Below are 14,871 nucleotides of genomic sequence, written 5' to 3'. Positions count from 1 at the left end.
GGAGGAGTTATCGAGCGAGCTAAAAATACAGTCAGGTTATACCCGTCTGTATTGTTGGAAGACTTGTTGAGTCTCTAAGTGACAGTGGCGCCACTTTCTATGTTGAAAAGCGTTTTAATTTCTTCCAGCACTTCTGGGTTAGCAATAGCACCAATGTTTTTTACAGCTTGTCCGTTTACCAATTGTTTCACTGCTAGCTCAACCAATTTGCCTGAGCGCGTTTTAGGAATATCACTGATAGCAAAAATTTGTCGTGGGACATGGCGCGGTGAACATTTTGTTTTCAATGTTTGGCGAATTGAATCGGTGAGTTGTTGGGTTAACTCGACGTTGTGAGCGAGTTTTACTAGTAACCAGATTTCTTCAGACTGCTGGTTTAACTTGCCGACAGCGATGGAGTCTTCAACCTCGGGTAACGCGTTCACTTGCTGGTAGATTTCAGCGGTACCGATTCGTACGCCGCCTGGATTTAAGGTTGCGTCACTACGGCCATAAAAAATAAAGCCGCCATGTTCGGTTTGCATCACATCGTCGCCATGGTGCCAGATATCGGTAAACTTGCTCCAATAAGCGTTGTGATAACGTTCGCCGTTGTCGTTCCAGAAACCAATAGGGAAGTTAGGTAGTGAGTTATTACAAGTCAGTTCGCCGCGTTTTTGCGTAATAGTATGTCCATCATCCTCTAGAACACGTGCGTCGATTCCCAGCCCTGAGCCTTGGCATTCACCTTTGTAAACTGGTGAAATAGGGTTTCCAAGTACAAAGCATCCGCAAATATCTGTGCCGCCAGCGATAGAAGCGAGATGCAAGTCCTGCTTGATGTGCTGATAGACATAATTAAATTGTTCTGGGTAAAGCACCGAACCAGTTGAGCACAGAGTTTTGAGTGACTTCAGGTTATGTTCTAGTTTTGGAGAGCAGTTTGCCTGCTCCAGTGCCTCTAAGTATTTCGCTGAAGTACCAAACAGCGACACGTTATGTTCTTCAGCTAATCGCCATAAGACGGAGTGATCAGGGTAAACCGGACTACCGTCGTAAATCACTAAGGCTGCACCACTCGCAAGAGCGGAAACATGCCAGTTCCACATCATCCAACCACATGTTGTGTAGTAGAAAACCTTGTCTTGCGATTTGATGTCGCAATGCAGTTGATGTTCTTTGAGGTGATTGAGCAAGGTACCGCCTGCGGAATGAACAATACACTTAGGTTGACCTGTTGTACCAGAAGAATACAAAATGAATAACGGGTCATTAAACAGCATTGGTTGATATTGAATTGATTGTGGAGAAAAGTGGTGAGTAATATCGGACCAAGAAACAAACTCAGAAGTGCTAGCACTCTCAGCGTTTTGTAAATATTCGATTTGGCATACACTAATAGTAGTCTCTTCGGAGGCACTGCTTAACTTACTACTAAGAGTGGTGTTCTTGTCCGTCATATCGAAAGCTTTGCCTCCGAACTGGTAGCCATCACAGCAAAAAAGAACTTTCGGTTTGACCTGACCAAAACGCTCTACGACGCTATCGATACCAAAATCAGGAGAGGTTGAAGTCCAAATGGCACCAAGACTGGTGGTGGCCAGCATGGCAATAACGGTTTCAGGAAGGTAGGGCAAATAACCCGCAACGACATCGCCTTTACCGACACCACAATTGAGTAGCCATTGTTGAATGGCGGAAACTTGTTCAAGCAACTGTTTACCGGTGAGTTGTCGGTGTTCACCGCTTTCATTGCTAAAAACAATAAACTCACGCTCTGGTGATTGCTCAGCCTGAGATAGGAGGTTCTCTGCGTAGTTCAGCGTGGCGTCAGCAAACCATACTGTGTCTCTATTTACATGATGATGATTAGAACCTGTTAGTGTCCATTTGGGACTGCCAAGGCTCTTGATTTGTGAACCCATATCTCCGATTACGTTGCAAAACTGCCAAGTATGTCGCCAAAATTCATCATTGTGCTCAATGGACCACTGGTGTAGAGACGTGTAATTGTTGATTACGGCACCTTCGGCTTTGTCTTTATTAACCTTTTCAATGAACCGTAATAAGTTGCTATTGCTGACGCGCTCAGCAGATGGTGACCAAATAGGTGCAGAATTTGGCATAGGTCCCTCTAATTTCAATTCTTTTGAATATGACCAAAAACAAAATAAAGGGGCGAACATAGCAGTGTTCGCCCCTTATCTGATCGTTTAAAGTTGTTCGGCAAGCTGAGGTAGTACCTCAAATAAATCACCAACCAATCCATAGTCGGCAACTTCAAAGATAGGAGATTCTGGATCTTTGTTGATCGCGACAATCACTTTGGATTCCTTCATTCCTGCAAGATGCTGGATGGCACCGGAAATCCCAACCGCTATATAAAGCTTAGGTGCAACGATTTTACCGGTTTGACCCACTTGTAAGTCGTTGGCAACAAACCCGGCATCAACCGCCGCGCGAGAAGCGCCAATGGCAGCACCTAGTTTATCGGCCACTTGTTCGATCAACGCGAAGTTCTCTTTGCTACCGACCCCGCGTCCACCTGACACAACCACCTCTGCCGCGCTTAATTCAGGACGTTCTGACACGGTTTTATCAACAGAAACCAATTCAACCATTGGGTCTGATATAGTGACCTGCTGATGCTTAATATCGGCTTGGTTGTGACAAGTAACCGGCTCAAACGCAGACGCGCGCACGGTGACGACGCGAACCTTGTCGCTGGTGGTCACTTTGGCAAATGCGTTTCCTGCGTAAATAGGGCGGATAAAAGTGTTTTCATCGATAACTTGGACAATATCGGAAATTTGCCCAACGCCGAACTTCGCTGCTACTCGCGGTGCAAGATCTTTCCCTTTTGATGATGAGCTAGCCCAGATTGCGTCAAAACCTTCAGCAATACTCACTACAATAGGTGCGATACTCTCGGCAAATTGATGCTTAAGTTGCTCATCATCGACACAAATTACGTTTGATATACCATCAACGCGACAAGCTTGCTGAGCGACTTCTTCACACTGGTGGCCCACTACGATCAAAACATTGTCTTGGCTGACTTGTTTTGCTGCATTAACCACTTTGAGTGTGTCCGCATGCAATTGGTTATTGTCATGCTCTGCTATGATTAAGTTCTTCATGAAATCACCTTCGCTTCGTTACGCAGCTTATCGAGAAGCTCTGAGACAGATTCAACCTTGATGCCACCTTTTCTTTGCGCTGGCGGTGTGATTTCTTGAATGGTTTGGCTAAATACCACTTCAACACCCAGACTGTCAGGTGTGATGGTATCTAACGGCTTGCGCTTAGCTTTCATGATATTAGGCAAAGAGGCAAAACGCGGTTCATTCAGGCGTAAGTCAGTACTGATCACCGCAGGTAAGTTCATCGCGACCGTCATCAAGCCGCCGTCCACTTCTCTCACGACCTGAACTTTTTGATCTTCTATCTTCACGTCGGAAGCGAAAGTTGCTTGAGGCCAGTCAAGTAGGGCGGCCAGCATCTGAGCCACTTGGTTGTTGTCCGTATCAATGGATTGTTTACCCGTAATCACAAGCTGTGCTTGTTCTTGCTCAACTAGAGCTTTGAGCAGCTTAGCAACAACTAATGGCTCTATTTTGTCTTCAGTATCGACATGAATAGCGCGATCGGCGCCTAATGCAAGCGCAGTACGTAGTTGCTCCTGACACTGGCTACCGCCGGCACTGACAACGATGACTTCATCTGCAATACCTTGCTCCTTTAGTCGTACGGCTTCTTCAACGGCTATTTCGCAAAATGGATTAATCGTCATCTTGACGTTATTGGTTTCAACATCGCTATGGTCCGCTTTCACGCGAACTTTAACGTAGGGATCAATGACCCTTTTGATTGGCACTAGTATTTTCACGTTAGATTCCTTTTACAGTGAAGACTATGTGTTTACAGTGAAGACGATGTGATGACGTCTTTAAAATGATGTTAATTTACCTTTACGTTTGCGTCAACTTTAAATATATTGTTGATTAACAAGTTGGCAACATGCAAAGAAAAAGGAATGCAATCATGGAAAGAGACTGCATGGAATTTGATGTTCTGATTGTAGGCGCTGGTCCCGCAGGTTTGTCTGCGGCATGCCGAATCAAACAATTAGCAGCAGAAAAAAAACAAGACCTCTCTGTTTGCGTGGTAGAAAAAGGTTCTGAAGTTGGAGCGCATATTTTATCGGGTGCGGTGTTTGAAACGCGGAGTTTGGATGAGCTTTTTCCCGACTGGGAAGAGAAAGGCGCTCCGCTCAATACCAAAGTAAACCAAGATAAAACCTACTATCTAGGCAATGACATCAATGGTCATGAACTGCCTTCTTGGGCGGTGCCTAATACGTTACATAACAAAGGTAATTACATCATAAGTTTGGGCAGTCTATGCCGATGGATGGCGTTGCAGGCTGAGAACTTGGGGGTGGAGGTCTACCCAGGTTTTACCGCCAGTCAAGCGATCATCGATGAAGATAGTCGTGTTTGTGGCGTGATCACGGGCGATATGGGATTAGATAAAAATGGTGAACAAAAAGGAAATTTCGAACCTGGTATTGAACTGCGAGCGAAGTTTACTTTATTTGCTGAAGGCGCACGGGGGCATATTGGTAAGCAGTTGATTAACCGATTTAATCTTGCTGAAGAGAAAACGCCTCAACACTACGCTATCGGTTTTAAAGAGCTGTGGGAAATCCCATCAGAGCAGCATCAGCAAGGTTTAGTAGTGCACGGATTAGGTTGGCCGTTATCAAATGAAGCTACAGGTGGCAGTTATCTCTACCATTTAGAGGGAAACCAAGTTGCCGTCGGGTTGATTGTTGACTTGAATTATAAGAATCCGCACTTGAGTCCATTTGATGAGTTTCAACGTTTTAAACACCACCCGATGATTGAGCAATACCTCAAAAATGGGAAGCGTATTAGCTATGGCGCGAGAGCGATCACCAAGGGCGGCTTTCATTCGCTTCCCACGCAGCAGTTTGCTGGTGGCTTGTTAATTGGCTGTGATGCAGGAACACTTAACGGCGCTAAAATCAAAGGCACACACACCGCAATGAAATCTGGCATGCTTGCCGCTGAAGCAGTATGTGAAGCCCTTGAGAGTCAGTCAGTTACTGCTGATTATCAAAAGCATTTCAAACAGTCTTGGCTGTATGAAGAGCTTTATCAAGCACGTAACTTCTCAAGTGGAATCCACCGCTTTGGATCGTGGCTGGGCGGTGGTTTAGCGCTGCTGGAACATAACGTATTAAAAGGCAAAGCTAAGTGGCATATCCGCTGTGATAAGCCTGATCATCAGTCTCTGTTATTGGCGGAAAACAGCAATGAAATTGTCTATCCGAAGCCTGATGGCGTGTTAAGTTTCGATCGCCTCTCTTCTGTTTATCTATCCAATATCTTCCATGAGGAAGATCAACCATGCCACTTACGACTGGAGAACCAGCGGATCCCTATTGAGCAGAACCTTGAATTATATGCAGAGCCAGCACAGCGCTATTGTCCGGCTGGCGTGTATGAAATCGTACAGGGGGAGCAGCAGCCAGAGCTGCAAATAAATGCGGCCAACTGTATCCACTGTAAGACCTGCGACATCAAAGATCCAAGTCAAAATATTACCTGGACTCCGCCAGAAGGTGGTGGTGGTCCGAACTATCCAAATATGTAAGCGTTTGAGAATAATTTTCATTAACAATTTATTTACTTAAAGTTTGCGTTAGTTCAAATCTTTCTCGATGAACTCGATTGCAACTTAATCTTTCAGGCACTATTCTGATTTTAAATTGACGTTTACGTAAACTGAATACAAAGTTGATGCATAGGTGTAAAAGCGGTTACCAGTATCAAAGTTAGGTTTGATCAAATAGTGCTCAATGGAACGCACTTAAATAACGAAAGGGAGATCAACTATGGTATCGGAATCGCCTCTGTTGCAGGTAAACGATATTTCATTGGCTTTTGGTGGGGTGAAAGCTCTAACTGACGTGAGCTTCCATGTGAATGAAAAGGAAATTTTTTCAATCATTGGTCCAAACGGTGCAGGTAAAACCTCAATGCTCAATTGCATCTCTGGTCGATACACACCAAACAAAGGCTCTGTAATCTTCGCTGGAGATGATGTAACTAAACGGACACCTAGCCAACGAGCTGAGTTAGGGTTGGGAAGAACCTTCCAAAACTTAGCGCTCTTTTCTCACATGTCGGTACTGGACAACATCATGGTTGGCCGACACCACCTACTAAAAAACAACTTCGTCACGGGGCCACTCTATTGGTTCTCTAATGCGCAGAAAGAAGAGATGGCGCACCGCAAATATGTGGAAGACATGATCGATTTTCTAGAAATCCAGCACATCCGAAAAGCGACTGCAGGCACGCTATCTTACGGCTTACGTAAGCGTGTAGAGCTTGCTCGTGCCATTGCCTTAAAACCTAAGTTACTGCTGCTTGATGAACCAATGGCAGGTATGAACTTGGAAGAAAAGGAAGACATGGCACGTTACATCATGGATCTGAATGAAGAATTAGATATCACGATCATCATGATTGAGCACGACATGGGCGTGGTCATGGACATCTCTAATCGCGTTTTGGTTTTGGATTTCGGGAAACACATTGCTACGGGTGAGCCTGAAGAAGTGATGGCCAACCCACATGTGAAACAAGCGTACTTAGGCGAAGAGCTACCGACATTAGAGGAGAGTGCATAATGGCACAGCAACATAATGATTGGGCAGATATAACCCGCTTAGATACCTTTCCAAAAGTGTTGCAACACAATGCCAAGAACTGGCCCGAACAAGTCGCAATGCGTGAAAAGGAGTTTGGTATTTGGCGAGAGTTCACTTGGAAGGATTACGAAAACCGCGTCAAGTGGATGGCACTGGCACTACAAGATTTGGGTATTGGTGAGCAAGATGTCGTTGGTTTGTTAGGTGATAACCGCCCGGAATGGGTATGGGGCGAGTTAGCGGCACATGCGATCAAAGGTTTCTCGCTGGGCATCTATCAAGATTCTATGCACGAAGAGGTGGCATACCTTATCAACTATGCCAAAGCAAAAGTCGTGATTGCCGAAGATGAAGAGCAATGCGACAAGCTGCTTGAGCTTGGTGATGAAATTCCTAGCGTTGAATACATTATTTACTGCGATCCTCGTGGAATGCGTAAATACGATGATCCAAGATTGATTGATGTTGAACAGGTCTACAAAAAAGGTCAGCTGATTGATAAAGCGGACCCAGACAAATATCTCAATATGGTTGTTGAAACCAAAGGCAGCGATCTTTCAATTCTTTGTACAACGTCGGGTACGACTTCTAAACCAAAATTGGCTCAGCTACACAGTGGCACGTTCTTGGATCACTGTGCGGCTTACTTGCGTGCAGACCCTCGTTCCCCAGGCGACAACTACGTTTCTGTTCTGCCTTTGCCTTGGATTATGGAGCAGGTTTACGTGGTTGGTCAGGCGTTGATTTCTCGTCAAATCGTTAACTTTGTGGAAGAACAAGAAACCATGATGTCCGACTTGCGTGAAATCGGTCCAAACTTTGTGCTGTTAGCGCCACGTGTGTGGGAAAACATTGTGGCAGACGTGTCTGCACGAATGATGGATTCGACACCGTTTAAGCAAAAGATGTACAAACTGGGCATGAGCTTAGCCAACAAAGCGTTAGAGCAGGGCAAACGTTCTAAACTCGCCGAATGGATTCTTTTGCGTGCTTTGCGAGACCGTTTAGGCTTTTCGAACCTAACATCTGCTGCAACGGGCGGCGCGGCGATGGGGCCTGACACTTTCCGTTACCTACAAGCTATTGGTGTGCCACTTAAGCAGCTTTATGGTCAGACCGAAATGTGTGGCGCATACACCGTGCACCAAGCGGATGATGTGGATTACGATTCCGTTGGTGTTGCGTTTGATAATGCAGAAGTGAAAGTCATCAACCCAGACAGCAATGGCGTTGGTGAAATCATCGCGAAAAGTACAGGCATGTTTACTGGCTACTTAAACAACCAAGCAGCATATGATGAAGATGTTCAAGATGGTTGGATGCACACAGGCGATGCGGGCTATTTTAAAGATTCCGGTCACTTGGTCGTGATTGATCGTCTGAAAGATATGTCGGAAACCAGCCATGGCGACCGTTATTCGCCACAGTTTATCGAAAACAAACTCAAGTTCTCGCCGTTTATTGCAGAAGCCGTGGTGGTAGGTAAAGGTCGACCTTGGCTGTCTGCCATCATCTGTATTCGCTATGCGATCGTCGCGAAGTGGGCAGAGCAACGCGGCTTGGCATTTACCAACTACACCAACTTATCTGCTCAACCAGAAGTGTACCAAGCGATTCGTGAAGAAGTTCAAAAAGTGAACGAATCCCTACCGGATGCACAGAAGATCAGCAAATTCATTCTACTTTACAAAGAGTTGGATGCCGACGATGGAGAGCTAACTCGCACACGTAAAGTACGCCGTGGTGTGGTTGCAGAGAAATACGGAGACATCATCGAAACCATCTACAGCGACGATCCAAAAGTCGATGTCGATACAGTGATCACTTATCAAGATGGCACCAAAACACGCATTCAAACGTCGCTAGTTATTGAAACGCTTATTGAGCATGAGCCAACACTAGTGGATAGCGAACAACGGAGGATCGCATAGTGAATACGGATTTATTACTGCAACTCGTCATTAATGGCGTGATCGTTGGCATGTTGTATGGCGTTGTCGCCATGTGCTTTGTATTGATTTACAAATCGACCCAGGTGGTCAACTTTGCTCAGGGTGAGTTTTTGTTGATTGGCGCGTGGGTATGTTGGGCGGCATTGGTGCACCTACAGTTACCGTTTTTTATTGGCTTTTTACTCACGCTCGCGTTCATGATGATTTTTGGTATCGCCGTGCAAACCATTGTGCTCAGACCGTTGATTGGTGAACCGATTATCTCTGTGATCATGGTGACCATTGGTCTATCGATGTTTTTCCAAGCGCTGATGAAGTGGATATTCGGTGTCTCGGCTGTGTCGTACCCGCAAGTGTTCGAAACCAACGTGGTGAATATCGGAGGTTTGAATGTTGAGTTTGCTTACATTCTGAGCTTGATCTTCTCAATGCTCATCATGGGCGCGTTCTACTGGTTCTTCAAATTCAGCAAAATGGGTCTGGCAATGCGCGCAACGGCATTCAACCAGCAAGTAGCCCAGAGTCTTGGCATTTCCATCAAGAAAGTGTTCGCCATCAGTTGGGCTATTTCGGCAATGGTATCTGCAACAGCAGGGATTGTTATCGGTATCGTTAACGGCGTATCTGACGCGCTATCCATTATTGGTATCAAAGTTTTCCCAGCCGTTATTTTAGGTGGCTTAGATTCGGTAGTCGGCGCAATTGTCGGTGGTATTACCATCGGGGTGCTAGAAAACTTGGCTGAGTTTTTTGATAGCCAATACCTGCAAGTGGGTAACTTATACAACATCGCACCATTCTATGTGCTGTTAATCATTCTTGCCTTCAAGCCATATGGCCTGTTTGGTACCAAAGATATTGAGCGTATTTAAGGAGAAATAACATGGCTCAACTTAGCATGCGCCCATGTGGGGATTTTCGAACCACATACAAAAGCGATACGCCAATTTTTGAAACCAAAACCATCAGAAGCCTTGCGATTGCAGGTGTCATCGCCATGCTGGCAGCACCGCTGGTCTTGGATATTTACTTCCTAAACCTGTTTATTCAGATTGCATACCTCGGTATCGCGGCATTGGGCTTAAACATTCTGGTTGGTTTTACCGGACAAATTTCGCTAGGTCACGGTGCGTTCTTTGGCTTTGGCGCCTTTGCATCGGCTTGGCTAAATAACCAGTTTAACATTCCAGTCGTGTTTGCGATTCCGCTCGCGGGTTACTTAACCATGATTGTGGGGATGCTGTTTGGTCTGCCAGCGGCTCGAATTAAAGGTTTATACCTAGCTATCGCAACGTTGGCGGCGCAGTTTATTCTAGAGGACTTCTTTGCTCGCGCAGATTGGTTCAGTGGCGGCTCATACGGTGCAAGCGCGAACCCAATTAATTTGTTTGGCTTTGAGTTTACGACTGACGAAAGCTTCTTCTACATCGCTCTGTTTGCGCTGATCTTCATGTATATGTGGGCATCAAACTTAATCCGTTCTCGTGACGGTCGCGCGTTTGTCTCAGTACGAGATCACTATCTGTCAGCAGAGATCATGGGCATCAACCTAACCAAGTATCGTCTGCTCTCATTTGGAGTGTGTGCATTCTATGCGGGCATCGGGGGTGCACTCTACGGACATTATCTAGGGTTTGTATCAGCAGAAGGTTTCACCATCATGATGTCTATCCAGTTCTTGGCAATGATCATCATTGGTGGCTTAGGCTCAGTCAAAGGCACATTGATGGGGACGATATTTATCGTACTTCTGCCTGAAGTTTTAGAGTTTGGTGTAACGGGGCTTTCAGCGTTTGGTGATACCACCGCTTTCACTGATGGTCTGGCTTACTTCAAAGAGATGGCGATTGGTTTAGTCATCATGCTGTTCCTCATTTTCGAACCTCAAGGATTATCGCATCGCTGGCAACAGATTCGAGCATATTGGAAACACTATCCGTTCTCATATTAACGTGGAATTAAGTGGAATATACCTCAATAACAAGGACAACGAGTTATGAACAAAGGACATTTAGCGACAACGTTGGTGCTGTCATCTGCACTGTTTACTACCGCAACTTGGGCAAAAGATTCTGTGTTTGTCGGGCAATTAGTCGACTTTTCTGGACCAACTGCCTATGTGAGCAAGCCTTATGGTTCTGGCGTGCGAGACGCATTGCGTTGGATTAACCAAAACGGTGGCATTAACGGTACCGAGCTCGAATTTGAAACAGTAGACATGGCGTACAAAGTACCAGTGGCGATTTCTAACTATAAACGTTGGGTTGCGCGTAAAGACATGGTTGCGCTGCAAGGTTGGGGTACGGCGGATACCGAAGCACTTATTTCGTTTGTTACCAAAGACAAAGTGCCGGTGTTCTCTGCTTCTTACTCTGGTCACTTAACTGACCCAACTGGCAAAAACCCAAAAACCGCGAAACCAGCGCCTTATAATTTCTTTTATGGTGCGTCGTACTCAGATGCGTGCCGTGCGCTAGTTAAGTGGGCGAAAGAAGATTGGGAATCTAAGGGCAATCAAGGTGCGCCGAAATTTACGCACATTGGCGATAACCATCCATTCCCGAATGCGCCAAAAGAAGCGTGTGCAGAGTACGCCAAAGAGCTTGGTTTTGATGTGCAAAACCCAGTCGTTGTGTCACTAAAACCAGGGGACTTCAAAGCGCAATGTTTGTCGCTGAAAGAGTCAGGCACCAACTACGGTTACATTGCTAATATCGGTAGCTCGGTTATCTCACTCGTGAAGTCTTGTAACACGGTTGGGACAGAGTTCCAGTACATGGCAAACATTTGGGGCGGCGATAAGCCAGTGCTTGAAGCAGCAGGCGATGGCCTTAAAGATTACGTTTTCCCAGGTATGACAGCGTTTTGGGGAGATGATAATGAAGGCATGAAACTGGTCCGTGAGATTTCTAAGCAGTCTGAATCAGAGCCGGGCGAATTCAGAACTCACCATTACATTCGCGGTATTTGTTCTGCGTTCTATATGAAAGAAGCAATGGAGTGGGCGAAAGACAACGGTGGCATCACAGGTGAAAACATCAAGAAGGGCATGTATGTCCATGACAACTGGGTACCACAAGGCTTAGAAGGTGTTTGTGTCCCTGCGAACTGGAAACCGGAAGATCACCGAGGCACAACAACCGTGAACGTCTTTATGGGCAACAACGATGGCGGCGCAGTTGATATTAAGAAAGTATCTCAGGTGACATTGTCACGTCGTGACGATTGGCTAGGTTACTAATCTACGACTTATTAATAACAAAGCTTACTGAAAATAAGGATGGGTGAGAGAACACTCTCACCCTAGCAAGGAGTAGTTTGATGGCTGAATTAGCAACGAATATCGAACCGGCAGAAATACTGCTTTCAGTGAACAACATTGAAGTCGTCTACGACGAAGTAATACTAGTACTTCGCGGTGTGAGTTTAGAAGTTCCAAAAGGGCAGATTGTGACCTTACTGGGCGCCAACGGTGCGGGTAAATCCACAACGTTGAAAGCCATTTCTGGTTTATTGAAAACCGAAGATGGTGAAGTGACGCGCGGCGAAATCAACTTCATGGGCGAGCGTATAGACAACAAAAACCCGGAAGAGATCGTCCGTTCGGGCATCTTCCAAGTTATGGAAGGGCGCCGAATTGTTGAAGATATGACGGTAATAGAAAATCTTCGCTTAGGCGCTTATACACGCACTGACAACGAAGTTGAACAAGACATCGAAATGGTGTTTGACTATTTCCCGCGACTCAAAGAGCGCACTGGCCTGGCGGGCTATTTGTCTGGCGGTGAGCAACAAATGTTAGCGATTGGCCGAGCATTAATGGCTCGACCGAAGATGATTTTGTTGGACGAACCGTCTATGGGGCTTTCTCCACTGCTAGTTAAAGAAGTATTCAGCATTATTAACAAGATCAACAAAGAGCAAGGTATTACCATGCTTTTGGTTGAGCAGAATGCCAACTTCGCTCTTCAAGCGGCCGATTACGGTTACATCATGGAATCAGGCAAAATCGTACTAGATGGCAGCAAGCACGAATTGCTAAACAATGAAGACGTAAAAGAATTCTACCTTGGCGGCGGCGATGAAGATCGCAAGAGCTTTAAGAATCTGAAATCTTACAAACGTCGTAAGCGTTGGTTGTAAGGAGCAAGGATGAACGAACTATTTGATGCGAAAGAATCGTTGTCTCTACAGGCGCGAGAAGAGTCGCTGTTTCAACGTTTGCCAGCACTGATTGAGAATTCGAAAGCCAATAGCGAACATTACGCAGCGCATTTTTCTGAGTTAGATCCTACATTGGCAAACAATCGTGAAGGGCTTGCTCAGCTCCCGATTACACGTAAGTTCAATGTACCTAATCAGCAGCAACTTAAACCGCCGTTTGGTGGCTTAAATAGCGTTGCCATTGGTCAAATGGCGCGCGTATTCCAATCTCCTGGGCCGTTATATGAGGCTCAAACGGATGAGGCCGATTTCTGGCGTATGGGGCGCGCGTTTCACGCTGCTGGGTTCTGTGCGGGTGATTTAGTGCATAACACGCTCTCTTACCATTTCTCTCCTGGCGGATTTATTATGGATGGTGGCGCAAGGGCTTGTGGCTGTGCGGTATTTCCGGCTGGAGTAGGCAATACCGAAGCGCAAATAGAGGCAATTAAACAGCTTCAACCTAATGGTTACACTGGCACACCTTCTTATTTGCTGACGTTGCTACAAAAGTACCAAGAGAAATACAATGAGCTGCCTAGCTTTGAGAAAGCTCTGGTCTCTGGTGAAGCGGTTACAGCAGACATGCAACAGATGTTTGAGGAAAAAGGCATTGCAGTCTTTCAAGCCTACGCAAGTGCAGAGCTTGGTTTGATTGCTTATCAAGTGTCTGGTGAACAAGGATTAGTGATTGCCGAAGATATTATTGTTGAAATCGTTGATCCTGATGGTGTTCCTGTACAACCGGGAGAAGTCGGTGAAGTCGTTGTAACGTCGTTCGATGAGAAGTTCCCGCTGATTCGCTACGCAACGGGAGATTTATCGGCATATCTAGAGACAAGTTCTGATTCTTCACGCACGAATGCACGAATTAAGGGCTGGATGGGACGAGCAGACTCCGCGGTGAAAGTAAAAGGGCTGTTTGTTTATCCGCATCAGATCCAAGAAGTCTGTCGTCGCCACGATATTAAAGGCTCCTTGAAAATTGAGCGCGATGGCTTCAACGATGCCATTACTTTCTGTTGTCATGATGTGCATGTATCAGCAGAGGACATTCAAGCAACACTACAGTCAGTCACTAAACTGAAAGGCAATGTCCAGTTTGTACCGAACCAAGTGGAGCAGCCGTTAATCAATGATCTTCGCAGTTAACTCATTGGTGGCATAAGTGCAGTAGAAAGTGGTTGTCATAAAAAACTAACAACGTCAGACAAAAGGCTAGAAAAGGGATACCACATTGCGCTGCGTATCCCTTTATTTTTTACTACCGCAATCAGGGAGCGGGTAAATGAAACAGGCACCAATGATTAACACACAATTCTGGGATGATTTGTTTATCCGAGGCACTATGCCTTGGGATGCCCAATCGACACCTCAAGAACTCAAGGACTATCTCGACAATTCACTTCATGTAGGCCAGTCAGTGTTTATTCCTGGGTGTGGTGCCGCTTATGAACTGAGCACTTTTATTCAATATGGGCATGACGTGATCGCGATGGATTACAGCCAAGAAGCGGTAAAAATGGCGCAATCAGCGTTAGGTAACTACAAAGATAAAGTCGTATTGGGTGATGTATTTAATGCCGATTTTTTTCACTCGTTTGATGTCATTTACGAGCGGGCCTTTCTCGCAGCACTACCGAGAGACATGTGGTCAGAATATTTCTCTATGGTGGATAAATTGCTGCCAAGAGACGGTTTGTTAATTGGTTATTTCGTTATAGATGATGATTACCACTCTCGCTTCCCTCCATTTTGTTTGCGAAGTGGGGAGTTGGCAGCTTTTCTAGAGCCCACGTTTGAACTTGTGAAGTCCTCAGTGGTGGCAAACAGTGTTGAGGTTTTTAAAGGCAGAGAGCAATGGATGGTGTGGCAGAAGTGTTAGTCGCTTTTAATCTTTTTGAAGAAGTATTCGCGGAAACTTTCTGGTTCTTTGTGAATCGCTGATATATAAGTCTTCACTCTATGCCTGATGGAATGCTCACATAGTTT

At 45.6% G+C, this 14,871-nt stretch carries 12 protein-coding genes; 9 read left to right on the top strand and 3 right to left on the bottom strand.

Translation table 11 applies throughout. From position 1 onward, the window contains the following. Positions 1-74 precede the first annotated feature (74 nt). The 3 genes from R7D93_RS19355 to R7D93_RS19345 all read right to left on the bottom strand — a co-directional run bounded on the left by R7D93_RS19355 (position 75) and on the right by R7D93_RS19345 (position 3,868). Positions 75-2,105: an acetoacetate--CoA ligase gene (locus R7D93_RS19355; RefSeq protein ID WP_225496041.1), complete on the bottom strand. Its 2,031-nt coding sequence runs from the start codon at positions 2,103-2,105 to the stop codon at positions 75-77. Positions 2,106-2,192: 87 nt separating this feature from the next. Then, positions 2,193-3,119: an electron transfer flavoprotein subunit alpha/FixB family protein gene (locus R7D93_RS19350; protein ID WP_225496039.1), complete on the bottom strand. Its 927-nt coding sequence runs from the start codon at positions 3,117-3,119 to the stop codon at positions 2,193-2,195. Beyond that, positions 3,116-3,868: an electron transfer flavoprotein subunit beta/FixA family protein gene (locus tag R7D93_RS19345; RefSeq protein WP_042523555.1), complete on the bottom strand. Its 753-nt coding sequence runs from the start codon at positions 3,866-3,868 to the stop codon at positions 3,116-3,118. The genes R7D93_RS19350 and R7D93_RS19345 overlap by 4 nt, the downstream gene beginning before the upstream one ends. Positions 3,869-4,023: 155 nt before the next feature. On the opposite strand from R7D93_RS19345, the gene R7D93_RS19340 reads away from it, so the two are divergent. The 9 genes from R7D93_RS19340 to R7D93_RS19300 all read left to right on the top strand — a co-directional run bounded on the left by R7D93_RS19340 (position 4,024) and on the right by R7D93_RS19300 (position 14,764). Next, positions 4,024-5,661 (top strand): electron transfer flavoprotein-ubiquinone oxidoreductase, encoded by a 1,638-nt coding sequence (locus R7D93_RS19340; protein WP_225496037.1) that lies wholly within the window; start codon positions 4,024-4,026, stop codon positions 5,659-5,661. A 241-nt stretch (positions 5,662-5,902) separates the two neighbouring features. Continuing rightward, entirely contained in the window at positions 5,903-6,703 is an 801-nt protein-coding gene (locus tag R7D93_RS19335) for an ABC transporter ATP-binding protein (protein WP_225496035.1), read from the top strand. Then, the gene (locus tag R7D93_RS19330; protein WP_005382741.1) at positions 6,703-8,655 is read left to right on the top strand and encodes a long-chain fatty acid--CoA ligase; all 1,953 of its coding nucleotides are present in this window, start codon (positions 6,703-6,705) and stop codon (positions 8,653-8,655) included. Before R7D93_RS19335 ends, R7D93_RS19330 begins: the two co-directional genes overlap by 1 nt. Next, positions 8,655-9,548 carry a branched-chain amino acid ABC transporter permease gene (locus R7D93_RS19325; protein WP_005373295.1) on the top strand — a complete coding sequence of 298 codons (894 nt, stop codon included), beginning with the start codon at positions 8,655-8,657 and terminating at the stop codon, positions 9,546-9,548. The genes R7D93_RS19330 and R7D93_RS19325 overlap by 1 nt, the downstream gene beginning before the upstream one ends. A gap of 11 nt (positions 9,549-9,559) precedes the next feature. Further along, on the top strand, positions 9,560-10,627 hold the full coding sequence (locus R7D93_RS19320) for a branched-chain amino acid ABC transporter permease (protein ID WP_005382737.1): 1,068 nt from the start codon (positions 9,560-9,562) through the stop codon (positions 10,625-10,627). 45 nt (positions 10,628-10,672) lie between these two features. Then, on the top strand, positions 10,673-11,917 hold the full coding sequence (locus R7D93_RS19315) for an ABC transporter substrate-binding protein (protein WP_005373285.1): 1,245 nt from the start codon (positions 10,673-10,675) through the stop codon (positions 11,915-11,917). A gap of 80 nt (positions 11,918-11,997) precedes the next feature. Then, a complete protein-coding gene (locus R7D93_RS19310) occupies positions 11,998-12,819 on the top strand; it encodes an ABC transporter ATP-binding protein (RefSeq protein WP_054574668.1) in 822 nt (273 codons plus the stop codon). A 9-nt stretch (positions 12,820-12,828) separates the two neighbouring features. Next, the gene (locus R7D93_RS19305; protein WP_225496033.1) at positions 12,829-14,031 is read left to right on the top strand and encodes a phenylacetate--CoA ligase family protein; all 1,203 of its coding nucleotides are present in this window, start codon (positions 12,829-12,831) and stop codon (positions 14,029-14,031) included. A gap of 136 nt (positions 14,032-14,167) precedes the next feature. Next, positions 14,168-14,764 carry a methyltransferase domain-containing protein gene (locus tag R7D93_RS19300; protein WP_225496024.1) on the top strand — a complete coding sequence of 199 codons (597 nt, stop codon included), beginning with the start codon at positions 14,168-14,170 and terminating at the stop codon, positions 14,762-14,764. The last annotated feature ends 107 nt before the right edge of the window (positions 14,765-14,871 follow it).

Source organism: Vibrio sp. YT-15 (assembly GCF_033337445.1).
Taxonomy (GTDB): domain Bacteria; phylum Pseudomonadota; class Gammaproteobacteria; order Enterobacterales; family Vibrionaceae; genus Vibrio; species Vibrio alginolyticus.
This window is presented reverse-complemented; position numbering and strand designations above follow the sequence as displayed.